31 protein-coding genes are annotated in these 25100 nt (G+C 45.3%); 11 read left to right on the top strand and 20 right to left on the bottom strand.

What is annotated here, in order from left to right; all coding sequences use genetic code 11:
- Window positions 1–151 precede the first annotated feature (151 nt).
- Both rd and ACZ45G_RS07740 read left to right on the top strand, forming a co-directional pair.
- The gene (rd, locus tag ACZ45G_RS07745; protein ID WP_464176686.1) at window positions 152–313 is read left to right on the top strand and encodes a rubredoxin; all 162 of its coding nucleotides are present in this window, start codon (window positions 152–154) and stop codon (window positions 311–313) included.
- Window positions 314–475: 162 nt separating this feature from the next.
- Window positions 476–1309, top strand: coding sequence for a DUF3786 domain-containing protein (locus ACZ45G_RS07740; RefSeq protein WP_464176684.1), 834 nt, complete (start codon window positions 476–478; stop codon window positions 1307–1309).
- 115 nt (window positions 1310–1424) lie between these two features.
- On the opposite strand, the gene ACZ45G_RS07735 is transcribed toward ACZ45G_RS07740, so the two are convergent.
- On the bottom strand, window positions 1425–2282 hold the full coding sequence (locus ACZ45G_RS07735; protein ID WP_464176682.1) for a bifunctional helix-turn-helix domain-containing protein/methylated-DNA--[protein]-cysteine S-methyltransferase: 858 nt from the start codon (window positions 2280–2282) through the stop codon (window positions 1425–1427).
- A gap of 160 nt (window positions 2283–2442) precedes the next feature.
- Between ACZ45G_RS07735 and ACZ45G_RS07730 the strand changes: the two genes are divergently transcribed.
- Both ACZ45G_RS07730 and ACZ45G_RS07725 read left to right on the top strand, forming a co-directional pair.
- The gene (locus ACZ45G_RS07730; protein WP_464176680.1) at window positions 2443–3837 is read left to right on the top strand and encodes a pyridoxal phosphate-dependent decarboxylase family protein; all 1395 of its coding nucleotides are present in this window, start codon (window positions 2443–2445) and stop codon (window positions 3835–3837) included.
- Between the two features lie 3 nt (window positions 3838–3840).
- Window positions 3841–4065 carry an Ada metal-binding domain-containing protein gene (locus ACZ45G_RS07725; protein ID WP_464176678.1) on the top strand — a complete coding sequence of 75 codons (225 nt, stop codon included), beginning with the start codon at window positions 3841–3843 and terminating at the stop codon, window positions 4063–4065.
- Between the two features lie 112 nt (window positions 4066–4177).
- Here the strand turns inward: ACZ45G_RS07725 and ACZ45G_RS07720 are convergent, their stop codons facing one another.
- The 7 genes from ACZ45G_RS07720 to ACZ45G_RS07690 form a co-directional block, all read right to left on the bottom strand.
- A complete protein-coding gene (locus tag ACZ45G_RS07720) occupies window positions 4178–4843 on the bottom strand; it encodes an amino acid ABC transporter permease (RefSeq protein WP_464176676.1) in 666 nt (221 codons plus the stop codon).
- Window positions 4844–4845: 2 nt separating this feature from the next.
- Complete coding sequence (locus tag ACZ45G_RS07715; protein WP_464176674.1) at window positions 4846–5598, bottom strand: amino acid ABC transporter ATP-binding protein; 753 nt, start codon at window positions 5596–5598, stop codon at window positions 4846–4848.
- 4 nt (window positions 5599–5602) lie between these two features.
- Entirely contained in the window at window positions 5603–6295 is a 693-nt protein-coding gene (locus ACZ45G_RS07710; protein ID WP_464176672.1) for an amino acid ABC transporter permease, read from the bottom strand.
- Between the two features lie 50 nt (window positions 6296–6345).
- Window positions 6346–7098, bottom strand: coding sequence for an ABC transporter substrate-binding protein (locus ACZ45G_RS07705; RefSeq protein WP_464176670.1), 753 nt, complete (start codon window positions 7096–7098; stop codon window positions 6346–6348).
- A 156-nt stretch (window positions 7099–7254) separates the two neighbouring features.
- The gene (locus ACZ45G_RS07700) at window positions 7255–8244 is read right to left on the bottom strand and encodes a DHH family phosphoesterase (RefSeq protein WP_464176668.1); all 990 of its coding nucleotides are present in this window, start codon (window positions 8242–8244) and stop codon (window positions 7255–7257) included.
- Complete coding sequence (locus ACZ45G_RS07695; RefSeq protein WP_464176666.1) at window positions 8231–9358, bottom strand: hypothetical protein; 1128 nt, start codon at window positions 9356–9358, stop codon at window positions 8231–8233. Before ACZ45G_RS07695 ends, ACZ45G_RS07700 begins: the two co-directional genes overlap by 14 nt.
- A 71-nt stretch (window positions 9359–9429) precedes the next feature.
- Complete coding sequence (locus ACZ45G_RS07690; protein ID WP_464176664.1) at window positions 9430–10803, bottom strand: TIGR01777 family oxidoreductase; 1374 nt, start codon at window positions 10801–10803, stop codon at window positions 9430–9432.
- Window positions 10804–11020: 217 nt separating this feature from the next.
- On the opposite strand from ACZ45G_RS07690, the gene ACZ45G_RS07685 reads away from it, so the two are divergent.
- The 3 genes from ACZ45G_RS07685 to ACZ45G_RS07675 are packed head-to-tail and all read left to right on the top strand — an operon-like array spanning window position 11021 to window position 12894.
- Window positions 11021–11179: a rubredoxin gene (locus tag ACZ45G_RS07685; protein ID WP_464179895.1), complete on the top strand. Its 159-nt coding sequence runs from the start codon at window positions 11021–11023 to the stop codon at window positions 11177–11179.
- A 19-nt stretch (window positions 11180–11198) separates the two neighbouring features.
- Window positions 11199–12395, top strand: a complete 1197-nt coding sequence (locus tag ACZ45G_RS07680) for an FprA family A-type flavoprotein (RefSeq protein ID WP_464176661.1) — start codon at window positions 11199–11201, stop codon at window positions 12393–12395.
- Between the two features lie 25 nt (window positions 12396–12420).
- Window positions 12421–12894: a ferritin-like domain-containing protein gene (locus ACZ45G_RS07675; RefSeq protein ID WP_464176659.1), complete on the top strand. Its 474-nt coding sequence runs from the start codon at window positions 12421–12423 to the stop codon at window positions 12892–12894.
- Window positions 12895–12997: 103 nt separating this feature from the next.
- On the opposite strand, the gene ACZ45G_RS07670 is transcribed toward ACZ45G_RS07675, so the two are convergent.
- From ACZ45G_RS07670 to ACZ45G_RS07640, 7 genes are all read right to left on the bottom strand, one after another.
- Window positions 12998–13378 (bottom strand): desulfoferrodoxin, encoded by a 381-nt coding sequence (locus tag ACZ45G_RS07670; protein ID WP_464176657.1) that lies wholly within the window; start codon window positions 13376–13378, stop codon window positions 12998–13000.
- Between the two features lie 71 nt (window positions 13379–13449).
- Window positions 13450–13710: a hypothetical protein gene (locus ACZ45G_RS07665; protein ID WP_464176655.1), complete on the bottom strand. Its 261-nt coding sequence runs from the start codon at window positions 13708–13710 to the stop codon at window positions 13450–13452.
- Between the two features lie 362 nt (window positions 13711–14072).
- A complete protein-coding gene (locus ACZ45G_RS07660) occupies window positions 14073–14888 on the bottom strand; it encodes a rhodanese-like domain-containing protein (protein WP_464176653.1) in 816 nt (271 codons plus the stop codon).
- Complete coding sequence (locus tag ACZ45G_RS07655) at window positions 14888–15886, bottom strand: aminoglycoside phosphotransferase family protein (protein ID WP_464176651.1); 999 nt, start codon at window positions 15884–15886, stop codon at window positions 14888–14890. Before ACZ45G_RS07655 ends, ACZ45G_RS07660 begins: the two co-directional genes overlap by 1 nt.
- Window positions 15870–16313 carry a thioredoxin TrxC gene (gene trxC, locus ACZ45G_RS07650; protein ID WP_464176649.1) on the bottom strand — a complete coding sequence of 148 codons (444 nt, stop codon included), beginning with the start codon at window positions 16311–16313 and terminating at the stop codon, window positions 15870–15872. The genes ACZ45G_RS07655 and trxC overlap by 17 nt, the downstream gene beginning before the upstream one ends.
- A gap of 13 nt (window positions 16314–16326) precedes the next feature.
- Complete coding sequence (locus ACZ45G_RS07645) at window positions 16327–16761, bottom strand: flavodoxin domain-containing protein (RefSeq protein ID WP_464176647.1); 435 nt, start codon at window positions 16759–16761, stop codon at window positions 16327–16329.
- A 59-nt stretch (window positions 16762–16820) separates the two neighbouring features.
- Window positions 16821–17972, bottom strand: coding sequence for an alpha-hydroxy-acid oxidizing protein (locus ACZ45G_RS07640; RefSeq protein ID WP_464176645.1), 1152 nt, complete (start codon window positions 17970–17972; stop codon window positions 16821–16823).
- 463 nt (window positions 17973–18435) lie between these two features.
- On the opposite strand from ACZ45G_RS07640, the gene ACZ45G_RS07635 reads away from it, so the two are divergent.
- From ACZ45G_RS07635 to ACZ45G_RS07620, 4 genes are read left to right on the top strand one after another with little or no spacing between them, the layout of a single operon-like run.
- Window positions 18436–18702, top strand: coding sequence for a glutaredoxin family protein (locus tag ACZ45G_RS07635; protein ID WP_464176643.1), 267 nt, complete (start codon window positions 18436–18438; stop codon window positions 18700–18702).
- Window positions 18692–19021 carry a ferredoxin-thioredoxin reductase catalytic domain-containing protein gene (locus ACZ45G_RS07630; protein ID WP_464176641.1) on the top strand — a complete coding sequence of 110 codons (330 nt, stop codon included), beginning with the start codon at window positions 18692–18694 and terminating at the stop codon, window positions 19019–19021. The genes ACZ45G_RS07635 and ACZ45G_RS07630 overlap by 11 nt, the downstream gene beginning before the upstream one ends.
- Before the next feature lie 30 nt (window positions 19022–19051).
- The gene (locus ACZ45G_RS07625) at window positions 19052–20242 is read left to right on the top strand and encodes a citrate/2-methylcitrate synthase (RefSeq protein ID WP_464176639.1); all 1191 of its coding nucleotides are present in this window, start codon (window positions 19052–19054) and stop codon (window positions 20240–20242) included.
- A 59-nt stretch (window positions 20243–20301) separates the two neighbouring features.
- Window positions 20302–20943, top strand: a complete 642-nt coding sequence (locus ACZ45G_RS07620; RefSeq protein WP_464176637.1) for a rubredoxin-like domain-containing protein — start codon at window positions 20302–20304, stop codon at window positions 20941–20943.
- 10 nt (window positions 20944–20953) lie between these two features.
- Here ACZ45G_RS07620 and ACZ45G_RS07615 read toward each other — a convergent pair whose 3' ends face one another.
- The 5 genes from ACZ45G_RS07615 to ACZ45G_RS07595 form a co-directional block, all read right to left on the bottom strand.
- The gene (locus ACZ45G_RS07615; RefSeq protein WP_464176635.1) at window positions 20954–21745 is read right to left on the bottom strand and encodes an exodeoxyribonuclease III; all 792 of its coding nucleotides are present in this window, start codon (window positions 21743–21745) and stop codon (window positions 20954–20956) included.
- A 37-nt stretch (window positions 21746–21782) separates the two neighbouring features.
- Window positions 21783–22526 (bottom strand): acetate--CoA ligase family protein, encoded by a 744-nt coding sequence (locus tag ACZ45G_RS07610; RefSeq protein ID WP_464176633.1) that lies wholly within the window; start codon window positions 22524–22526, stop codon window positions 21783–21785.
- A complete protein-coding gene (locus ACZ45G_RS07605) occupies window positions 22520–23887 on the bottom strand; it encodes a CoA-binding protein (protein ID WP_464176631.1) in 1368 nt (455 codons plus the stop codon). The genes ACZ45G_RS07610 and ACZ45G_RS07605 overlap by 7 nt, the downstream gene beginning before the upstream one ends.
- A gap of 187 nt (window positions 23888–24074) precedes the next feature.
- Complete coding sequence (locus tag ACZ45G_RS07600; protein ID WP_464176629.1) at window positions 24075–24536, bottom strand: ferritin family protein; 462 nt, start codon at window positions 24534–24536, stop codon at window positions 24075–24077.
- Between the two features lie 227 nt (window positions 24537–24763).
- Window positions 24764–25084 (bottom strand): hypothetical protein, encoded by a 321-nt coding sequence (locus tag ACZ45G_RS07595; RefSeq protein WP_464176627.1) that lies wholly within the window; start codon window positions 25082–25084, stop codon window positions 24764–24766.
- Between the last annotated feature and the right edge of the window lie 16 nt (window positions 25085–25100).

The following is a 25100-nucleotide window of genomic DNA, read 5'->3' as shown; positions in this document are numbered from 1 at the left end:
TGTTGTTTTGATAATTGCATCTTATAAAGGGACAATATTTGCCCTTAAAAAAGCAGATTTATTATAACGGATCATTTTTGTTTTTAGATTTGATCCATTGGAATATAGTGAATGGAGTAACTTATAATCAATAGATAAAGGAGAGTGTATTATGGACAAATATGTATGTGGACCCTGTGGTTATGTGTATGACCCTGCCGACGGCGATGCTGACAATGGGATTGATCCGGGAACCAAATTTGAAGATCTTCCCGATGACTGGTGCTGCCCCATCTGCGGCGCATCCAAAGATGAGTTTGATAAAGAAGATTAGTGAGTTTGATAAAGAAGATTAGACTATTAAAATAAGTTGTTCCCTGAAGCTCATGGTGATTTTTTTTCTCTCCTTGGGTCTTCAGGGTAACAGCAAGGCCGAATTCAAGAGCAGTAAAGTTTTTATCGGCCTTTTTTTATCTTTTTTTCTAAGGAAAAAACCATGGCCCTGTCTGTTGTTGATCTTTATGTAAAAATTCTGCCCAGAACCAATTGCAAAGACTGCGGGTTTCCCACGTGTATTGCCTTTGCCGGCATGGTGGTATCGGAAAAACTTCCCCTGAAAAATTGTCCTCACATTGACCCCGCTCTTCTGGCACCGGCCCAGGAAGAACTGAACGAACAATATGCTTTAGGTAAATGGCTAAAAAAAGATATGGCCGCCGAATCCCTGTCCCTGGCAAAAGAAAAAGCCGCCTCCATGGCCCTTGAAGATATTGCCCAGAGAATCGGCGCCAGCCTCGGTACCCATGACGGCCCTCTCAAAAAAATTGACCATATCGTTCTGCCCTATTTTAACCGGACCGTCCTCATTTCCAAAAGCCGGGTGACAGACCAGACCGGAGGCGATCTGACCCGGAATGAACAAACGGTTATCTATATCCACATGGCATCCGGCGGCACTACCTCACCCACCGGCAATATGAAAAGTTTTAAGGAATTCCCCAATACCGTCTCCAAAATTGTCTCCATGAGGAATCAGGTGGAAATACCCCTGAAAAAAGCATTTTCCGCCCGAAAACAAAACCTTGAAATTGCCTGCAAAAAGGCAGGCGGGACCAATGTAAAGGACCGGTATGAATCCCCGGACCTGGCCTTTCAGTTCAGGGTATTCCCCAAAATTTTTATCACCCTTTTGTTCTGGGATGCGAACGAAGGATTTGAGGCCGATGTAAAACTGCTCTTTGACGAGACCATTTTAGACCATCTGGATATTGAGGCCACCCTGTTTTTGAGCGAACATCTTTGCAGGCTGCTCACCGAACAGGTCACCTAGGTTTCCAGTCACATCAATCCCATGACGGCATGGACGCCTCCAACACCGTCACCTCAAAAACAGGCCAGGCAATTTTCACTAAGACCTATAAGACAATAATGGGAAGAAACTAAGATTAGATTGCAACTTTTTTGACAGCTTCCCAACCGACTATTGCCTTTTTCCTGGAAGAACCCCAGCGATATTGGTGGATCTTGCCGGATTTAGCAATAACCCTATGACAGGGGATTAAATATGCAATCGGATTTATGGCAATGGCACTTGCAACAGCTCTAAATGCTTTTGGACGACCTATATATGCGGCTATATCCTGATAGCTGACTACATTTCCACTGGGTATCTGTAATAATGCTTTCCATACATTGATTTGAAAATTCGTACCCTTGACCAAAATATTAAATGGACGAGCGTCATCAACCTGATCAAGATTGAATATCCTATTTAGGAGGGGCTCAATTGGTTCAGAGTTTTCATAAAACATCGCTCCAGGCCATGCCTCATATAATTGACTAAGTGCATCAGATCTATCATTTTTTTGAAGGAATCCAAAATGGCAAACGCCTCTTTCAGTCGTCGCGATCAAACATTGGCCAAAGGGAGAACCACAAAAACAATACTTTATTTTCAGACCATCCCCCTGTTTTTTGAAATCACCTGGTGTCATTGCATCAAATGTAACAAACAAATCATGTAATCGACTGGGTCCGGAAAGACCCGCATCTAATGAAGCATCTAATAGGCTTTTTGAATTTGCCATTTTTTGTTTAGTGTAATCCAGAGTAATAAAATGTAGAAACTGAACAGGCCCAATTCCTGCCCACCGTTTAAAAATACGGTTAAAGTGAAATTTGCTTAAATGGACACTTTTCGCAATTTCATCAAGTGTAGGTTGAGATTTAAAATTATCTTCAATAAAATGAATGGCATTTTCGATCCTTTTATAGTCGTCTGCTTGTTGTGAATAATCAACCATAGCAATCTTATTCTCCTATTTTTATAATATTCTAATTCAATTAATGCCTGATAGCCACCCGAATATTGCTATAAAATTCAGCAATATTCGGGTGGCTAATTTAATTTTAAATGCTAAATTGGTTACAATATAAAAACATTATTAAAACTGGAGGTTCAATATGGAAGATAAATATTCAGTATTAAACATTGCTTTGACAGAGGCAAAAAAATGGCTTAACGAAATTGATGACAGACCTGTTAGCGCGAAATTGACATTTGAGGAACTGAGTGAAAAAATAAGGTTCCCTTTGAATAGTTCAAGTATACCAGCTGAAGATGTAGTTAAGCATATTGTTGATTCTACCAAGGATGGTTTATTGGGATCTGCTGGTGGAAGATTTTTTGCCTGGGTAATTGGAGGCTCGGTCCCTTCTGCATTGGCCTCAGACTGGCTTGTCAGTACCTGGGATCAGAATTCCGCACTTTATGCCTGTAGTCCCGCTACAAGTATCATTGAAGAAACAGCAGGTGAATGGATATTGGAGTTACTTGATTTGCCGAGAGAAAGCTCTTTCGCCTTTACAACCGGCTGTCAGCTTGCACATTTTACCTGTCTTTCAGCGGCAAGAAACAAGGTGTTAAAAAACGTCGGTTGGTCTGTTGCTCAAGATGGGCTTTTTGGTGCCCCCCCGATTAAAGTATTTACCAGTCAGCATCGCCATGGCTCTGTTGATCGTGCAATACGCTATCTTGGCCTTGGGAACAAATCGTTTCAAGCAATTAATACAGATCAGGGTGAAATACTCATTTCGGAGTTTGAAAATGCTTTACAGGAATTCAAAGGGCCTAAAATCGTTGTCTTAGATGCAGCTGATCTAAATATCGCAGCATTTGATTCATTCTCCCAGCTTATTCCCATCGCACGACAACATGATGCTTGGGTACATATTGATGGTGCTTTCGGCCTTTTTGCTCGTGCTAATTCAAATAAAAAACACCTTACAAAAGGTATAGATTTAGCTGATAGTTGGGCAACGGATGCCCATAAATGGCTTAATGTTCCTTTCGATTGTGGTATAGCCATTGTTAAAGATAAGGATTCTCACCGGGAAGCAATGACAATACAAGCGTCTTATATTGCTTCTGATAAAATAGCCAGAGATCAAATTGATTGGAATCCGGAATGGTCACGAAGAGCCAGAGGTGTTCCAGTTTATGCAGCTTTAAGAGAACTTGGTAAAGAAGGCGTATCTGATTTAGTAGCAAGAACTTGTAACTTTTGTAAAATGATTATTGAAGGAATTGGAGAACTGCCTGGTGCTGAAGTCATATGGAAGTCCCAACTAAATCAAGGGTTACTAAGATTTCGTGATTTAAAACAGACTGCAAGCGAAATAGATCATGATACTCAAACACAAAAAATTATGGATGCTGTTAATGATTCTGGAGTGGCATTTTTCTCGTCAACTACCTGGGAGAATAAATTGGCAATGCGCGTAAGTGTCGTAAATTGGAGAACAAGCGAAAGCGATGTCAAAAAAACGATAGAAATATTTCGTAAATTGCTATCTTAAAATTTGGAATGTCACGATGGTGATGTACAATACGATGGAACCTTTTTTTCCGGTATCTCAAACACAGGAATCTATTGCCGTTCAACTTGCCATGCAACATCTCCAGTAGAAAAAAATAATTCTTTTTATCAAACCAAGGCACAAGCCAAGAAAACTGGTTTGAGACCGTGCCTTCGCTTCCGGTCTGAATTAGCACCAGATAAACCTATTTATTTAGATTCTATGTGACAGATAAATTTTACAGAAGAAATAGCTGCCATTGAAGGTTTTTCACAAATACTTCCCTTGTTAAGAACACCAGACTTAAATATGAATCCCTGAAATTACGGGATTTTTAGCTCTATGATTTGCCAAATCCCGGGATATAGACTGCCTTTTCTATCTTCTTTAAGACCAGGGTGGCCAGGGAAACCAGAACAAGATAATAAAGCCCGATGATGGCAAATACTTCTGTAAACCGGAAGTATTCCGTGGCAAGGGTTTTCCCCTCTCCGGTCAACTCCATGAAGGTCACCACATATGCCAGAGAAGAGTACTTGATCAGGTATACAATTTCATTCCCACAACCCGGCAGCGCCTTTCGCATGGCCTGGGGAATAATGATCCAGACGATGGACTGAAAACTTGAAAAACCCAGGGCCTGGGAGCCGAAATACTGGCTCCTCTTGATGGAAAGAAGTGCCCCTCGGATATATTCCGACTGATAGGCACCGCTGCACAGGGCAAACCCGATCACTGCCGCCGCATAGGGAGAAAGATAAATACCGATATTGGGAAGACCAAAATAAAGAATAAACAGCTGAACCACCAAGGGGGTGCCCCGGAAAATGGCCGCGTATATGTCACAGGCACTGCGGACAGAGAATCTCCCGTAGGTTCTGAGGCATCCGGCAATGACACCTATGAGAACACCGCCAAGGGCGGAAGGGATGATCAGCCCAATGCTCATGAGAAGCCCTCGGTTCAGCGCTTCAAACAATTCCTGGTAAAAAGGGGAGAGCACCATTCTTAACGCCTTTCCCCGGTGATACGATTAAGTCGATCGCAAAAGTCCTGACTCCGGCCCCCCTGGATCAGCAACTCGTTGGGCTGTCCCTGTTCCACCACAGACCCTGCCTCCATAAAAAGAATTTCATCGGCAAGGGTACGGATCAGACTGATCTGGTGGGTGGCCATGATCATGGTCATCCCTTTTTCAGCCAGGTTGCGGATCACATCAATCACCTCGCCCATCACCTCAGGATCCAGGGCCGAGGTGGGTTCATCCAGCAAAAGTACCTTGGGGTCCATGGCCAATGCCCTTGCAATGGCAACCCGCTGTTTTTGCCCCCCGGAAAGTTCCGCCGGATACAAATGTGTCTTGTCTGCTAACCCCACCTGGGCGAGTTCTGCCATGGCCCGGACTGTTGCTGCTTTTTTGCCCAACCGTTTAACCTTGCAAAGGGCAATGGTCAAATTATCAAGAGCGGTTAAATGGTCAAACAAATTAAAATCCTGGAAAATCATCCCCACCTGCTGCCGAAAGGCATAGAGTTCCTTTTTATGGGTGATATCCACGGGTTTTTCTTCCAGCCAGAACTTGCCTGAATCCGGGGTCACCAGACAGTTCATGCACTGCAGCAGGGTGCTTTTCCCGCCCCCGGAAGGCCCGATGAGAATTTTGATTTCCCCCTTGCCCAAACTTAAGTCCACTCCCTTGAGAATGGCTTCGCCATTAAAAGATTTTCTTATGTTTTCCACTCTGAGTATGGGATGACCCATGGGTTTACATTCCTTTGTTCGAATAGCCTGGTATTCTGACGGTTTTTTCCAATTTTGACAAGGCCATAACACCGGCCCATGTCAAAACAAAATAAATAAGCCCTGCAATAATATACAAGGGAAGGTGCTCGTATGTCCGGGAAGCAATAAACTTGGCCCGGGCCATAATCTCCGGTGCCCCCAGAACAAAGGCCAGGGCCGAGTCCTTCAGGACAATGGAGAACTCATTAGACCAGGCCGGTATGGACAATCGCAATACCTGGGGAAGGATGATACTGGTAATGGCCGTAAGATCACTCATGCCGATGGCGCTGGCCGCCTTAAACTGACCTTCCGGCAACAAAAGAATGGCACCCCTGAAGATATTTGCCTGATAAGCCGCCGTGGCCATTCCAAGAACCACCATGACCGCTGCAACAGCACCGATGTTGAGGCCGATATAATTAAACAATCCAAAATAAAAAAGGAACAGAAGAACCAAAATCGGGACCCCCTGGAAAAACCAGATGTAGATCCCAATGACCCGTTTAAGAAAGGGATGGCCGTAGACCTGCCCCACGGCCATGCAAAGCCCCAGAACAAGCCCCAATGCCATGGCACCCACTACGATCACAAGCGTTATCACGCCTCCCTGGAGAAGATAGGGCAACGATTCTTTTATGGCGTTAAAACTTTCTATCATTTTATCACGCTTCAACCTTAATTACCTGGGCCCGGACCAAAAGCCCGGGTTCAGGCCCAGCAACCTTATTTTATATCGTATTTTTTAACCAGTTCTTTCCAATGGGGAGAGGCCATAAGTCTTTTCAGGCCTTCGTTTATATCGGCCATGAGCGTTTTGTCCTCTTTGCGGATGGCATATCCAAAATCTTCTGAATGCATGCCAAAGGTGCCAAGGACCTTAACATCTTTTTTACCGGCAGCATCCTTTGCAGGGGCATCGTCCATGGCAGCCGCAGCAATTCTTCCGTTGAGGATATCTTCAACCGCCAAAGGAGAAGAATTGTAATATCGAAGTTCAAGGTTCCATCCGTTTTTCTTGGCTCCTTCCTTGAGCCATTTGGCCTCGGTGGTTCCCTGCTGAACCCCGATAAGTTTCTTGCCGCGAAGCAGGTTGTCCAGGGTCAAATCAGACCCCTTTTGAACCACCATCACCTGTTCAATTTTCCAATAGGGGTTGGTAAAGGCAACCTTTTTCAACCGGTCCGGGGTAATACTCATGCCCGAAGCAACCATATCGATTTTTTTAGTCAGCAGACTGGTCACAATCCCGTCCCAGTCAAAGGCCTGGTGTGTCACTTCATAGCCCATCTCCTTTGCGATCCAATTCATGGCTTCCACGTCAAAACCGCTGGGGGTACCTGTTTTATCAATAAAAGCAAAGGGAGGAAAGTTGGCATCGATTCCATTTACAAGTTTCTTACCTGCCAGGGCCTGGCTGCTTCCTGCCAGGAGAAGTGCCATGATACCGGCCAGGATTATCAGATTTCTTTTAAACATTTTATAGCTCCTTTTTTTAGTTCGTGTATCGGGAGTGGGGTTCACTCCAGTTCCATAAAATCAGCCGGGTGCCAATCCAGCACCCGGCTCAATAACATCATACTTTTTTTATTTACCACAAAACCGGCTTCATTGTCTTGATTTTTTTCCGAAATATTATTCTATTTTCTTCCCCGCTGTTTTTTCAACCAGACAAACAATCCAGTCGGCAATCGCTTTTTGACTCACCCCTTTTATCTCTTTACGGACAAGTTTCAGGGAAAGTTCGGCCCGGGCCATGGTCTTTTTTCCACCGGCAGACCCGAATTTCGCAAAGGCCTCCTTGGCTGTATTGCCCGCTCCTTTTCTCAATCCATCATTGCGGAAAATGATGATCAATTCCCTTCCCATTACCCCGGAAATGATGCTCCAATTGACCCGGGCAATGTTCAAGAAAAAATCTGCCACCACCACCAACTCATCTGGTTTGGAAATAATGCCGGCATGGAAAAAGGCCCGGTTATTGATAACCTTTCTTTTTTTGATGGCATGCCCTATAAAATCCATGTTACTCTCTGTTATCAATGCCCGCCCCACCTTTGTGACGATATGCATGTCTGCAAACCGATACAAATACTGAAAGGCCCGGATATCCTTAAGACTGGTCTGACGGGTAAAATCGGCGGTATCGGTTTTAATGCCCAGCATCAGGGCAGATGCAAGTTTTGCAGAGGGCTTGATTTTCAATACCTTTAAATATTCGGTCATGAGGGTAGAACAAGCACCGTACCCGGGCCTGATATCTGCATAGGCGGCCTTGTCAAAGGACAGGGGGTGATGATCAATAATGGCATCATAGGTAAAGGGCAAAAATGCCTCATTGTGATCCGGCTGGGAATCCACCACCACAAACCGCTGAAAACTCTCTTTTTGTATGGATTCCAAAGGAACGAGTCCGGCCTCGGTATACTCAACCATGGCCAGGTTATCCGGGCGGCTGATCCTGTTAAAATGGGCAATACAAACCTCTGCAACCTTTCGCCAGAGGATTCGTTTGATGACCATGGCAGAGCCAATGGCATCGGGATCTGCATTGATCACCACCAGCACCCGGTCCCCCTTGGCAAACAGGGCTAAAAACTTTTTTATTCTCTCAACATTTCTCATTTACCGCCCCCCCCCTAAGGGATACTTCCCTGTAGTTGCTGCTAAAAAACAGGGTAATGGTAATAAAAGCGTATCCTATAATAGCCAACATAGCAAACCAGCCGTAGAAAACCCCTAAAGGGGCTAAAACAATAGCGGTTAGCCAATGGATAAAGATAACCGTGGGGGAATGGAGATTAATGGGAAAGTCATCAAACCGGCAAATCAAGGACAAACCGCAGAGGTTCCAGCCATAAAGGGAGGCAAAAACATGCATGTGGAGCAGCCATTTCGTTTTTTCCGGGTTATAGTCGTCTCCCATCTGGAAAAAAATATAAAGAATACCGGAAATAGCCGTAAAAATCAAAAACCCGATACCCGAGGTTAAGAACAGCTTTTGCTGCATCTTGTCGGCAAAGGTTGAGTACAAATAGAACACCGTGACAACCGCTATAAAAAGGGCAGTTGTTACAAATATCTGGGGTATAAAGCGTTCAAACAGTATAAAGACAAAAAAGATGATCACCCCCAGAGTAATGGTCCAGAAACACGCTTCCATAATAACTTTCCGGCCGGACCCTTCAATCTTTTTCAACATTGAAAAAACAAGGGAAAGGGTGATCAGGGATAAGGGAAAAGAAAACCCCAGAAAGAATGTGTTTAAGGTCAATTTTTCCATGGTAACCCATTTGAAATATTCATTGTTCAAAATCACCAGGGATGCCATGGCAATACCCGTGGAAAGGCAGAGCAAAGAGGCCTGGTGAAATTTGTCCGACACACTGACTCGGTTTTGAAAGAACTGAAGGGGAAGAAAAGAAAATTTTTCTATTCTCACCTTTTCCACTAATATATAAAGGCCCACAGAGACAAGTATTGTGAGAGGATAGACCAGGAAAAAAGCAGAGAAGGCATAAACAAGAGACCCCAAAAAAAACAGCTGCACGGTTTTGGAGACCCTTGCTTGACCTTCGGTATAATACAGCAAAATAGAGCCGCCGGTGCAAAGATTAAACAAAAAGATATGAAGCCTTTCAAAACTATAGGTCTGAACGGGATAATATATATCGATGAACCCGAATGCCAGGGCTGTAATCATCAAAAAAGAGAACAAGACTTTTAATTTGTTATTCATTGAGGAATCCGTTTTAAGTTAGTTATAAACTCTCTGGTTTCTTTTATCCTGCGTATGGTTTGTTGTCTGCATCACCTTCCCAGCATATCTTTCAATGCCGGGGCCAGCTCATTATGCTCAAACACAAAGCCGTTTTCTAGTAATTTTTCCGGGACCACCCGGGCAGAGGTCAAAAGGGTTTCTTGTCCCATGTTTCCCCACAACCCAACGGCTATCCACCGGGGAAGAACAAAAAAGGCCGGCCGAGAAAGGGCACGGCCAAGGAAGCGGGTAAATTCTTTATTGGTCACGGGATGGGGAGCTGTCAGGTTGACCGGCCCTTGGATGGCCTTATTTTCTAAAATATGAAGGATACCGGCGAGCGCATCATCCATGCTGATCCAGCTCATGTACTGACCGCCATGGGACAGCCGGGCCCCAAGCCCCAGGGAAAAGGGCAGCATCATCCTTTCCAGGGCTCCTCCGGCCGGGGTAAGGACCACCCCGAACCGCAATTGAACCGTACGAATCCCTGCGGATTGAGCCTTTAAAGAAGCTGTTTCCCATTGGTCACACACAGAGGAGATGAACGAGTCTCCCTTTGTCTGATTTTCCGTGAAGACCCGGTCTCCTCCCTCTCCATACAACCCAATGGCAGAAGAGGAGATAAAGATGGAGGGCGGGTTGGCCATTTCACTCATTTTTTTTGCCAGCAAAGTGGTGGGTGCTACCCGGGAATCAACAATCAATTGTTTCTGATCCTTTGTCCATTTGCCCCGGGAAATATCCACCCCGTTCAAATTGATCACCGCATCAATAGGCCCTGCTTTTTCCATATCTAAAAGATTATTGTACGGATCCCAATAAAGTTCATCCTCGGCCGGGTTTGACGAATCCCGCACCAGACGGATCACCTCGTGGCCGCAGGTCCGTAAAAAAGGCACCAGAATCGAGCCAATGGTGCCGCTGGCACCGGAAATAAGGATTCGTTGTTTTTTAACTTTGTCAGCTCTTTGTTCCAGGTCATGTTTCAACACCCGATGGCGGTAGTCAAACACCCTTGCCAGTTGCCTTCGGGCATGGCCGTAAAAGGGAAGACTTAAAAACCCCAGAGGCAGTTTATACTCAACCCGGTCCTCCATAATGGTCCTGTTTTTACCCTGGGCATGGAATAAATGGGTATGGATCCATTTGCCAAAGGGACCCTTTGTCTGGTGATCCTGGAAAAGAACATTTTCATGGTAGGCGATGTGTTCGGCCTCCCAGATCATGGGAATCTTAAACAGTCTCATCTGGAACCGAACCTGGACCCCTTTGTCGATGCCATTGCCGCTGCGGGAAATAAGCCGAAGGGGTGCCCAGGGCGGTGTCAGCCTCAAAATAGCCCCATTCCTGGCATGCCAGGCAAACAATTGTTCCACCGGCACATTAATGGTGGTTTTTTTTGTAAATATCCGATCGTTCATGATATCTCTTTTATTAAATGATCATTGATTTTAAGGCCCTTATCCTATAATAATACCAATCAAGTTGAAACCTTTTTTATCACTCATCCGAGGTTCTCCTTAAAGGCACGGCCTTTGCATATGTTTTGTATTGGTTTTGTATTGGTTTTGACACGACAATGATCGAGTATAAGATGGTTTTTAAATTATTATTTTACTTTTTTTGGAGGATATGATGATGAGTAAATATGAATGCCCCTGCGGATATGTATATGACCCGGCCCAAGGAGATTCTAACAATGGTGTTGCCCCTGGAACTTCATGGGATGACCTTCCTGAAGACTGGGTCTGCCCCCTTTGTGGTGCTGCCCAGGAAGATTTTGAAAAACTGGATTAAATTTTAAAGAGGTGGCACCATGTATAAACCCATTGAAATAGCAAAAGGGGTATTTTCTGTTGGATGCCGGGACTGGGATATCCGTGATTTCCACGGATATTCAACCTATGAAGGCACCACCTATAATGCCTTTTTGGTTCTAGGCGAAAAAAATGTTCTCATTGATACGGTCAAGGAACACTTTGGGGATGAGCTGCTGGCCAATATCAGCAAAATCATCGACCCGAAACTCATTGACATTGTCATCAGCAACCATACGGAAATGGATCATTCCGGTTCCATTCCAAAGCTGATGCATAAAATCGGGGAAGACAAACCCATCTATTGTTCCAAAATGGGGGCCAAAAATATAGAAGCTCACTTTAACCGGAAATTCAATTTCCAGGTGGTGGGAACTGGAGATACGCTCAAGATTGGCAACCGGACCTTTTCCTTTCTTGATACAAAAATGCTCCACTGGCCGGACAGCATGTTTACCTATCTTGCAGAAGAGGCCATCCTCTTCTCAAGCGATGCCTTTGGTCAGCACTATGCCGGAGACATGTTCTTTGATGATGAGATCGGCGATGAAATCATGCCCCATGCCCGGAAATACTATGCCAACATCCTGCTTCATTTTTCCCCCAGGGTCCAGGCATTGCTCAAGGATGTGGCCAAGCTAAACCTGAAGATCGACATGATCTGCCCGGACCACGGGATTATCTGGCGGGACAACCCATCCAAGATCATCGACGCCTACGACACATGGTCCAGACAGGAACCCACCCGAAAAGTTGTGATCATCTTTGATTCCATGTGGGAAAGCACCGCAAAAATGGCCCGGGCCATCACCAGCGGAGTTGAATCCGAAGATGTCAATGTCAGACTGATGAACACCCGCAAATGGCATAGAAGTGATATCATGACAGAAATATTGGATGCCGGTGCCATTGCCGTGGGATCCCCCACATTAAACAATAATATTTTCCCTGTGATTGCCGACGTCATGACCTATATCAAGGGACTTCGTCCCCAGAACAAAATTGTTGCAGCCTTTGGATCCTATGGCTGGAGCGGTGAAGCCGTTAAAATTTTGAACAAAGATTTTGAAGAGATGAAACTTACCATTATTGATCCGGGTGTTAAAATTCAATATGTCCCTGATGAAGCAGATTTGGAACGCTGCTTTGAGTTGGGAGTAAAACTGGCAAAAACACTCAAAGAAAAATTATCTTAATCATATAATAAATTTGGAGGAAAGAATGGCCAACGAATTCTGTGCAAATGATATCTTGGAAATAGCAAAGCAAATTGAAATAAACGGTGCCCGCTACTACCGGGAAGCCGCCAACCGGGTGGATGAAAAGAAACACAAACAATTTCTTATTGGCCTTGCTGAAATGGAAGACACCCATGAAAAAACCTTTGCCAACATGCAAAAAGGTTTGGCAGGTTCAGCAATTTCAACCATGACATATGATCCGAAAAATGAGAGCGCACTTTATTTAAAAGCCCTTGCCGACACCCGGGTTTTTTTTGAAAAAGATCAACCGGAAACCTCCATGAAAGGAATTCTTACCGCGGCCGTCACAGCGGAAAAAGATTCCATTGTCTTTTATCTTGGCATGAAAGAACTCATTTCAGAAAAAATGGGCAAATCCAAGATAGACAATATTATCAAAGAAGAAATGGGCCACATACGAATGCTTGCCGGAAAACTGATGGAATTTAAATAAATTCAATCCAACAAAACAATAAGAAATCCCACTGTTTTTCAAAGAAAATACAGTGGGATTTCTTTTACTAACCGAAACTCCTTTAAACAAGAATCAGGGAGAATCAGGATTTCCAAAGGCCGTGGAGGTTACAATAGGCCAAGGCAACCACCTTATCCGAATCGGTTTTAAATGTGGCTTCCGGCACACTTGTGGGCGTCAGCATCTGCCGTTGTACATAGTTCCCCTCACAGCTGACAAGCTCAATCCATTCGATCCAATGATCGGCGGTCATGGGATGGGCCACACTGCCAACTTTGACCCGGTAGCCGCCATCCACTTGCTCAACAACCGGTATATGTTTTTCCACTGCTGCATCCACTGTATTTTCCACCAAACGGTCCATTGCCTGGCCACAGCACATAACCGGTGGTGTCTCTCCATGGAGAACCTGTGCGATATTGCCGCATTTAGCACACTTGTAAATACCCATTTTTTCTGCCATTGAATTCACTCCTTTTTTTGGTGTTTTGTTTGAACGAACTGATTATCGATTAAAAAATAGAGATAATAATTTTATATGCTATTTACAAAAAATTTACCATGAATATCTGAAGAAGTTGATATTAAAATCTCTTCCATCAATTCAGTTTTCAATTTTATTTCATCCTGATCTTTTTTAGCCTGGGTGACCTCTTTAAAAAGAGAAGCCATTTGAAAATATATTTCGTTTTTGGATTTTAATGCCCCGTAAAAGTTTACAGACAATACTTGGGGATTCTTTTCCAATCCTTTCCCATATTTTTTTTTCTTTTTTTGAACGTTGAATTCAGCCATGTGCATTCCTCCTGAAGTATCTTTCGCAACCTTATCTTTTTACACTATCCTTAATTTTTGCAATCATCATACCAAACAAGGCAATTCTTTAATAATATTGCATCACAGGTCTCGTTTGAGTATAATTGTACGCAAAGCAGACCCTTGAATACAGATCTGTCTCAGAAAATCGTATCACTAATCCACTTTGTTCAGTACAAATATGTCCCAGGTGGTAAAAAATATCGCAAAGAATAGTTAAAAGAAGAGGCGATAAAAAATAATATCAGAATCATGTCAAAAAAATCAAGGCCTAATTTTCTGTTTTTATGACACTTTGTAAAAACTTCGGACGGGTTGTGGTGAATTAAGCGCAGCAGAGACTATTCCGGATATATCAACTCAAGGCAGTTGATCATGGTGGACAGATGATCTTTCTCCGCCTCGGCCAGGGTAAAAAACATATTCTTAATCACCGGCCCCTTTGAACGCTCAGCCATGGTCTTATATAGATCATAGGCGCAAAACTCCAATTCAATGGCAACCTCAAGGATATCGACTTTATTTTCAGGAGAAACCCCTTCCAGGAACCTATTCATTTCGTCAAGGGACTTTCCCCCCTCAAGGATATCACCCGGACATCTATCAAAAACATCCTCAAAGGAAAGAGGGCCGGGTTCCTTTTCAGAAAGCATCTTGAATATGATCTTTGCATGGCCCACCTCGGCCTGGGACATCTTAACCATGATCCCATGCAAAGGGGTTCCGATAAATTTTTTCTTTGCAGCATCATAGAAAAGAAACGCCCCTTTTTCAAAATTAATGGCGCGTTCCATAACCGCCACCAATGTCATGCCGGAAGAGAAAAGGTCCACCCGGGGAACGTCCAGAAGAATTTCCCCGGTATAGGCCATCATGCCCCCCCTCAAATGAAAGGCATTTTCTTGGTTCAGTCCCGCATCGGTTGCCAGCACAACAGCCACTGTTGACCGGATGCCGTGGCGGCAATAAAAAATCACCTTCCTTGTTTCATCAAAAACAAAGGGATCAGACCCAATCTCTGCCAGGGGGATATTCACCGCCCCCGGAATATGGTCCAGGCGGTATTCCGCAGCCTGGCGGACATCCACGATCAAAAACGCCTTTTCCCTGGTGTCTGCAATCAATTGTTTCAATTGCTGGGCTGTTAATTCGCACATTATGCTATCCTTTCTTTGGAAGGGGGCAGGCTATCCCAGATACTGCGCAACTCTTCCATATGTCGGATCAGAACGCCCATAAAGACTGCCTCTAATTCCAGCATTTGTTCATCTTTTTTCCGAAGCCACTCTGCAAGCCAGGCAAATCGCAGGGCCAAAATATACTCGGGAAAATACTGCCACCCCATGGGGCTGATAATCCCGGCAGACCTGATTTTGCCTAAAAAGGTGGTGACCATGGGCATGGCAAGCCCCTCGGGATTTTCTATCCCGGCGCACCCCAAAAGGTTGGCGGCATCATAGCAATCGGGTTTCAGGCCAGCAAATTCCCAGTCAATGACAGCCCTAATCCGATGCTGATCCCAGAGCACATTCAGGGGATGAAAATCCCCGTGGCAAAATATTTGGGGCAAACGATCATGGGCATCCATGAAATTTTGCCCCAAAAAATCTAAAAACGGGGAATAGCGATCCACCATCTTGGGTTCATGGTCGTGCATGTCTGCAAACAATTTTATAATATAGGTTTTGATGGAAAAATGGGGAAAAACGATTTGACCTGGAAGATCCCGGGATGCCGATTGCATTTGAATCAAGAATAGGGCCATATTTTCCCCGATCTCGGCCGAACCAAGCCAGCCGGGTCGCGCAAGCCCGGTACTGTCCAAAAAAGGGGAGATCTGAAAACAATTCTCCTTGAAAAAGGGGAGGAACTCGCCTCGCTGGGTTCGTTGTCCCCCCAATGCCTGGACAAGACCCTGGCCGTTTAAATGGTCAATTACGCGCGATACCCTCTCCCGGACAATAAATTTTTCCCTGGGAAATTTTTCCAGTAAAAAAAGCCGCCCTGAAACCGTTTCAATAACGGCCCGGGAAAGGGAACGCGCAGGACTTCCCTGTATATCAAAATCTTGGCAAACCTGCTTAAAGCAAATTCCCCACTGGTCTTTGAGCCATTGAAGAAACTCCCTGTCGTTTGTCTCAAATAATTCGTTCAATGGCCGCTTCTAATTGCTCTTTTGGCAACGCTCCCACCAGGGTTTCCACCACCCTCCCGTTCTTGACTAGCAGCATGGTGGGAATACTGGAAATGGAAAAGCGAGATCCAACCCCTGTATTTTCATCAATGTTCACCTTTGCAATCTTTACCCGGGCCTGGTATTTTTTAGCCAGAGCCTCCAGAACAGGCGCCACACTCTTGCAGGGTCCGCACCAGGGTGCCCAGCAATCAACCAGCACCGGCACCCCGGATTTCATCACCGCTTGTTCAAAGGTGGCATCGGTCACTGCCACCACCTCGCCCAGATCTTCCAGGGACAAGCGGGTCCCGCATCGTCCACAGGTTGGTTTTTCCTTTACCCGGGCGACGGGTACCCGGTTTTTTGCCCGGCAGGAGGGGCAAACAATAATAATGGCATCAGACATAGACGTTCCCCCTTTAAATCATGGCCGCAATACTTTTTCCATATTCCTGGCATGCCTTCATCCCGCCTTCTACCCAGCTGGCCTTGAGCATCAGGGGGCCTGCGGCAACCATGTTCATGCCATAAAGATTGGCCATGGTATCAAAAATTCTTCCCGGCGCTTCCCCACTCCAGCCGAAGGCACCAAATGCCCCGCCGGGTTTTCCTTTCAATTCTGCTCTTTCTGCAATAAACAAAAACTGTTTCATGGAGGTAATCATTTCCCCATGATAGGTCGCCGATCCAAAAACATACCCATCGTATCCCTTTAGGTCTTCTTCGTTTTTTATCTCATTTATTTTTTTGACATCAGCCTCATGCCCTGCAATGCGAATGCCTTCTCCAATAAGATTGGCAATCCCCTTTGTTTCATCGGATCTGGTTGCAAAAACGATTAAAAATTTTCCCATGAACCCTCCTTAGAATAAGATGCCCAGACGATTTTAAAAAAACGTCTCACAAATGATGATTAAAATAATATTCTTGAATCTGCCATTTTAATGGTCTTTGTTCCGGTCATGAACATGGCTTTTTTTAGTGTTGCATGAACATGTTCCAGGTGAAGCTTGACACCAAGGGTTCCGCCGCCGACAGCAGCCCGGATAATATCACGACCCAGGAGCACGACATCGGCCCCAAGGGCCAGCATTTTTAATACATCATACCCGGTTCTCACCCCGCCGTCCACCGTAATGGTAACATTTGGCCCCACCTGTTCACGGATCAGGGGCAGAACCTCTGCAGTTCCAGGCGTGGCATCCAGCACCCGGCCCCCGTGATTGGAAACCCCAATAACCGAGACCCCTGCGTCCACACATTTTTGGGCCTCATCCGGCCGCATGATTCCCTTGGCAATAAAGGGCAGAGATGAAAAGCGCACCAGGTCTTCAATATCCTTTACACTTTTTTTGAATACCGGCTGGCCATGCCGCGCCATAACGGTGGAACCGGCGCCATCCAGATCCACTCCAACGGCCTTGCATCCATAGGATTCGGCCCGTTTTATCAGTTCTTTAAGCACCTCCTGGGATCTGGGTTTAAATATGGGAATGCCATATCCGCCGCAGTCTTGCATGGCCGCAAGGGAGGGATGATTCTCCTGGGTATAAAACCAGGTATCTCCCCTCAACCCGATGGTGCCCGCCTCTTTGGACCCCAAAAGGACGGATTTACAAAAACTGATTTCATCAAGTGCATCATTATACTTTTCCGCCCCGGCCGTGGAAGAGGCCAGCACCGGAAAATCAAGGTCCATCCCGAGAAAAGAACAGCGGGTATCCGGCTCAAAATGCTCCCCGACCACGGACATATTAAACCGAACATTGGCAAGAGCTGTCCCATTGGCCCGAAAAGACTGACCGGATCCAGCACCCCCAAGACCAATGGGCTTTCCATAGGCTTCCTTCTGGCAAATTTTATCAAAATTTCCGTCACATGAGGGATAGACCGCACAGATGCCCTTCATTTTTGTTCTGGCAGCGTCCCGGACCGCATCCAGGGTCTTCGGGATAGATTGTTTGTCCATGATCATCCGCTCATCGGATTGACAGGTATCGCAAACACTGGGTTTTTCTTTACTTGTAAATTCAGAATGACAAACAGAGCAATACCACAGGCTCATTGGTTTTCTCCTTTAAAATTTGGATCCGGTTGAACATCTCATCAAAAGAAACAGATCTGGCTTAAAGATATCATTCATTTACTCTTTGGCAAAGCGATATTCAACCAGAAGCCTATCTTTTAATACCCCCAGTCGTCCATGGAATCAACCTTTTTTCGTTTTGTAAATAATCTCCAAGGATATCTTTTCTTCATCGCTTCATCCATAGCCCATAGTAAGCATATAGCATAGCAAAAAACAGGCCATTTTTTATTTTTCCCATAAAATAAAGCAGTCCCCAGGTTGAATGACTTTAACCTTGCCAAAACGGTACAAAATATGCAAAATAATAAAGTATCGGATAATACGATCAGACGATACAATTTGGACAACAAGATGGTAAGATTCTATAAACTGTTGCTCCATGGATTCTGAACGTTCAAACCACTTGTTGATACACAGACCTTAAACTAAGGAGATCATAATGGCCACGGAAAAACCCACACTTTATGCGCTGAGCACCTGCAGCCATTGCAAGTCAACAAAAAAGTTATTAACCGAATGTAATGTTGAATATGACTATATACAAGTAGATGACCTGGAGGGAGAAGAACGCAAAGCCATTTTGGCAGATATCAAAGCCTTAAATCCACGCTGCTCTTTTCCCACCATCAAAATCAATGAAACGGTGATTGTCGGATACAAGGAAAAAGAAATTAAAGCAGCATTGGGGATAAAAAATGAAAGTTGAACAGCTTTATGCGGCATTAAAAAAATCACAGGAAGCTCGCGGTATCTATTTTAATAAAGACAAAGACCTGGTATTTGAACTGCTGGAAGCGCTGTTACTCAACAAGGAGCGTTACGGGTATATGGCCTGCCCCTGCCGTCTGGCCTGCGGGAACAAAGAACGAGACAAGGATATTGTCTGTCCCTGTGATTACAGGGAACCGGACTTAGAAGAGTTCGGCACCTGTTATTGCGCCCTGTATGTATCAGCAGCCCTGAACAACAATGAAAGACAGGCCCAATACGTTCCGGAAAGAAGACCCCCTGAAAAAATATTTTAAGATCAATATTTTAATGTCTAGGAGATAACCATGAACGAAAATGAGAATGTGTGTACACCTGTATTAAATACCGGCCTCCGGGGAATTGAGGTGGCAAGCTCCAAGATATGTGATGTAAGGGGCAAGGAAGGCAAACTCATCTACCGGGGTTATTTAATTGAAGGCTTGGCCAAAAAGGCAAGCTTCGAAGAAATCTGTTTTTTACTCCTCTATGAACGGTTGCCCCAAAAAAAAGAATTGGCGGATTTTGATCAGAGTTTAAAAAACAAACGCCGGGTCGCGGAAAATATATTCCCCTTTTTAAAATCCCTGCCCCGGGACATGAACCCCATGGATGTTCTCCAGATGGCAACCCCCCTGCTCATCCAAACCGATGCGACCGCAGGAAAAGAGGGCATGAAAAACACCCTTTACAGCGCAGAAAACCTCATTGCAGGGTTGCCCACCATTACAGCGGCCTGGGACCGCATCCGGAACAACAAGGAGCCCATTGCACCGGACAATAGCCTGAACCATGCTGCCAATTTTTTGTATATGCTCAATGGAGAAGCGCCGGACAAGGAGACCGCCCATTTTTTTGATGTAAGCCTGGTCCTCCATGCCGAGCATTCCTTTAATGCATCCACATTTACGGCCCGTCAGGTGGCGTCCACTAAAGCCCATATATATGCCTCCATATCCGCGGCCATCGGCTCCCTTTCCGGAGCCCTCCACGGCGGGGCCAATGTCCGGGTCATGAAGATGTTAAAGGAAATAAATACCATTGATAGAATTGACAGCTACATTAATGATATTCTGGATAAAGGGGGGCTTATCATGGGCCTTGGCCATGCCGTATATCAGACCGATGACCCCCGGGCCAAGATTATCGACCCCATGTCCAAACGCATGGGGGAATTATCCGGGGATACCCGATGGTATGAGTTGACAAAGGAACTTGAAGTCAGGGGGAAAAAAGCCTTCATGGAACAAAAAAACAGGGAAATCTTTTGCAATGTAGACTTTTACTCCGCCTCCCTGTTTTATGCCATGGGCATTACAACGGATCTGTTTTCCCCCTTGTTTGCCATCTCCCGGGTCAGTGGATGGAGTGCCCACGTCATTGAGGAACAATTTGCCATGGCAGCACCAAAACCCTCCCTTTATAGGCCGGGAGCCGCCTATGTGGGGGATTATTGCGGACCGGATGAATGCGTTTATACAGAAATTGAGGAACGGTAAATCTTAATCTCCAAATTTTATAACTACTTTTATAACTATTCTTATACAAAGGGGAAAAAATGAAGAAATGGCAGTGCAGCGTTTGTAAATATATTCATACGGGAGAGACGCCTCCTGAAAAATGTCCGGTGTGCGGGGTCGGCAGTGAAAAATTTGTACTCATTGACGCCGGGGATGACGCCCCTGCCCCGGTAGCTGAAAAACCTGCAGCTCCGGCAGCAACAGCGCCCTCTAAACCTTCGACACCAGCGCCTGCAAAACCCGAGAACTTGTATGAACGAATCATCGGCTTCATGATCAAGCACCATGCCCATCCGGTATCAGTCCATTTTCCCAACGGCATCCTGCCGGTTGCGGTCGTCTTGTTTCTTCTGGCCTGGGTGTTTAATACAGAACTTTTTGCCAAAGCCGGATTTATCAATCTGGTCTTTGTGATCCTGGCCCTGCCTTTTGTTTTGTTTTCAGGCATCATTGAATGGAAAAAGAAATATAACCAGGCCCTTACCACGATTTTTAAAATAAAAATCATGGCAGCCGCCCTCACGACAACGGCCTGCATTATATCCGTGGTCTGGTATCTGATGAATCCTGATGTGCTGTCCTCTTCCAATGCCTGGATTTTTATTCTGGTCAATGTGATCATGCTGGCATCTGCCGGCATTGCAGGGCTCATCGGCGGGAAACTGGTCTTCAAGGACTAGGTCCCACGGATCAGATCTCAAGGACAAGCCCAACAGGACAATGATCCGATCCCAGGATCTCATTATCGATAAAGGCCTCTTTAACAAGGCCTTTGTCGATGAGATCCTGGGTCACAAAGAAATAATCGATGCGCCACCCGGCATTGTTCTTCCGGGCACTGAACCGATAGGACCACCAGGAATATTTGATGGTGTCCGGATGAAAATGACGAAAGGTGTCCACATATCCCATCGCCACCATTTTATCTAAGACATCCCGTTCAACCCTCAAAAACCCCGACCGTTTTGAATTGGGCTTGGGGTTTTTCAGGTCAATATCATTGTGGGCCGTATTAAAATCTCCTGTGATGATAAGGCTTTTGCCTTCATCCCGCAGCCCTTGGGCATATTCCAGAAACCAGTCATAAAAGTCCAATTTATAGGCAAGCCTTTCATCACTCATCTGGCCGTTGGGAAAATAGATGTTAAAAAGGGTAAAGGTATCATAATCCATCTGGATCACCCGGCCCTCTCCATCAAACCTGGGATTTGCAAAATTGGTAATCACCTTTGCCGGAACCTGTCTTGAATAGGCGGCCACCCCGCTGTACCCTTTTTTCACCGTGGAATAATTCCAGAAGGATTCAAAGGAAGGTAGATTTATCATTTCATCGGTGCGCTGGTCCGCTTGAAGTTTGGTTTCCTGGAGCATTAAAATATCCGGGGCCATGGTTTTTATGGACTCGAAAAAATCTTTTTTCACCACAGCCCGCAGGCCGTTCACATTCCAGGAAATCAGTTTTATGGTTTGTTTTGGTGTCATGGGGGATACGTCCTTGTTTAAAAATTAAGGGGATAGATCATGATCCCTTTCGGAGCATGATCCTGGCATCGGCGATGACACACCGCTCCTTTGTGCAGATAACCGGGTTGAGATCAATGGACTGAAAATTTTCCGCCAGGTCCATTATTAAAGATGAAAATTTTACCAGAAGATCGGTAAGCCGCTCCATGTTCACCCCGGGTTTTTTGCGGTACCCCTTGAACAGCTGTTTCGCCTTGAGGGAATTTACCATGGAAGCCACATCCCCAGGGGTTACCGGGGCCATTCGGATGGCAGTATCATTATAAATTTCCACAGAGGTCCCGCCCAGACCCAGGACTATCACCGGCCCGAACTGAAAATCGTTTTTAGCACCAATGATTATTTCAAGGCCTTGCACCATTTCCTCCACAAGGATCTGTTCACACCCCTGGAGGGTTTTGAGCCGGGTCATCTCCTGTTCAAGCCTTCGTTCATCATAAATGCCCGTGACAACGGCATCAAATTCAGTTTTATGGAGAATTTTTTCCGATACAGCCTTGGCCACCACCGGCCCCGGGGAATGTTTTAAAAATTGCCTGGCAACATCAATGGAATCGGTTAAAACAAAACTGGGGACATCAAATCCCTGGTTTGCCATGATCTGTTTGGCATCGGGTTCCAATACCCACCCACGGTTCTTTGAATTTTCAAGAAGACCCTTGTCCAATTGACTTAATTTGGTCTTACTTAACCTGGTCTTACTTAACTTGGTCTTACTTAACATGGTCTTACTTAACATGGTCTGCACCTCTTTAACGCCTTTGCCATGAGCACGGCACCTTCCACTGAAGATGCCACGGGAATGTTGTTGAGCTCAAACCCTTCGATGATGATCTTGTATTTGTCTTCATTGGGAACATAGGCAATCATGGGTTTGCCTTCGTTCCTGGCCACCTGGGAAAGCTTGGCACCGATATCAGCTGAGATACCCGGAGAATAGGGCAGCAGCAGGGCCAATATGCAATCAATGTTTTCATCCCGGGCCAGATGGCGCACCGCCGTCTCGATATCGCTGTCCACACAGGACCCGGTCAAATCCATGGGATTGGTCAAAGAGGCAATATTTTTGATTTCAAGGGAGAGGTTCTCCCTTATATTTCCAACGGTTTGAGAAGAAATCCCGGGAATATTCACCCCCTGTGCAGCACAGGCATCTGCCGCCACTACCCCGTGGCCGCCGCTCAGGGAAACAATTCCCACATCCCCCCGGATTCCCTTGGGATAACAGCTTAGGGCCTCGCAAAAGGAGGTCAGTTCATATTCATTGTCAGCTTCAGCCACACAATATTGTTTCATGATTTCGGAAAAAACCCGGTAATCTCCGGCCAAAGAAGCGGTATGGCTGGAGACAGCAGCCATTCCCTTTGGACTTTTGCCTGCCTTTAACACCACAATGGGTTTGGAGCAGCGTTCCGCCCGACGGATAAATTCGCGTCCCTCTCCTTGCTCAAATCCTTCAATGTAAAAGGCAATCACCCGGGTTCCAAGGTCAGCCTCAAACCAATCCATCATGTCAATTTCCCGGAGAACGGCCTTGTTGCCGATACTCACCCCCAAAGAAATACCAATTCCCTGGCCTGCAAATTTTACCATCTGGTCCACAAGCACACCGCCGCTCTGGGAAACAAAACCGACATTCCCTCGTTCGGGCCGGACAATGCGTTCCCCGGGAAGAAAAAAGGTATCCACAACATCCGGGGCATAAATTCCCAGGCAATTGGGCCCCACAAAGGGGAAATCTGCCTCTTTTGCAATGTCGGTCACCCGTCTTTGAAGCTCGTGGTTACCGGATTCGGCGAAGCCACCGGAAACGATCACGGCCCCTTTCACCCCATTTTTAATGCAGTCTTCAACCACCCCGGGAACAAACTGGGCCCGGACGGCAATGACAGCCATGTCCAAAGACCCTTCAATATCCCCCAGTTGCCGATACAAGGGTTCCCTGTTCAACAGCCCCCCCTTGGGATTTACGGCATAGGTCTTGACTGGGTACCGCAAATGGTTTTTTGTATAAATAACATTGGCAGGATGGCTGTCATGGGTAGTGGAAACACCTATTACCGCCATTGAGGTGGGTCTGAAAAGGTATTTAAGATCCATTGTTCTCCCTCATTTGATTTTTTTTGTAACCCCTATTTCACCAGCAGGCGATAACAGGTCCATGAAACGGGTTGATCAAAGAAAGGTTATGGGCGGTAAAATGCCATCCGGCAGAAACCTTCCCTTAAAAGAACAGGGGAATTGACTGAATTGCCAATCCCCCTGCAATATTGGATCAATGATCCGATTAATTATCCTGGTCAGCCAGGTAATCGTCATACATGGTTTCAAGACCCAGTTTGTGCTTGGATTCTTCCTGAACAAGGATCAAAAAAAGTTTTTTGGCATCTTCATTGTCTGTCTGTCCGGCAAGATCCGTATAAAGTTTAACCGCAATTTCTTCTTTTTTCATGGCAAGTTTAAGGATTTCAGGCATGGGCATGCCTTCTTCATATTCTTTTTCCACCATGTAATCAGAAATTTTGAGATCTGTGATTGTCTTGAATTCATAGGCATCAATTTTTTCTTTATTACCGGAAATATCAGATAAAAGGGCCACATGTTTTTCTTCTTCCTTTGAAAAACGTTCAAAGGTTTCCTTGAGGGGAGCACGGGTTGCCTGCTTTGCCAGGGACGCATAAAATTCAACCGCTTCTTTTTCTCTGTCAGTGGCAAAGGTTAGTATTTCATCAACTGATCCGAATTTCATGTTTCTTTTCCTCCTGATTGGGTTTAATTAATATTTATCTTCTCAATAAATTATTACAAATAATTTCATAACACCAGTAATAGCACTCATGCAAAAACAAATTGTATACCAAATTTTAAAAAAATTAAAGACCCCGGAGAATAGATTTTTATTGTTTCTCAAAAATATGGGGCTGGGCTGCGCCTGATCTCTTAAATTCAAATTCAAATCCCAGTTCGGAATGAATTTTATACCCCTTCTTCATCCTTTGACTCATAAGCAGATATTTCATCCCAGACAACCTCTTCACACGCCGCTGCTTCCTTTGCCAACGCATCATATAAGATTTGTTCTTCTTGTGAATCCCAGGGGATATCATCATAGGGGGATACAAATTCAATCTGACTGATCTTAAGCCCCTCCTCTTCAATGGCAGCCTCAATTCTTGGAATGGCCCCCCGGACATCCGGGGCTTTTAAAAACAAATAGACAAAACCGCCCACACAGTCTTCATAGGCTGCCGGATCTAAAATATCAAATTCAACGCTTGTCCAATAAAGGTTCATCATTTTCTCCATTTACAGG

The organism is Desulfoconvexum algidum (genome assembly GCF_055382125.1).
Note: the sequence above shows the minus strand (reverse complement) of the source record. Positions and strands in the feature narration are given on the sequence as shown.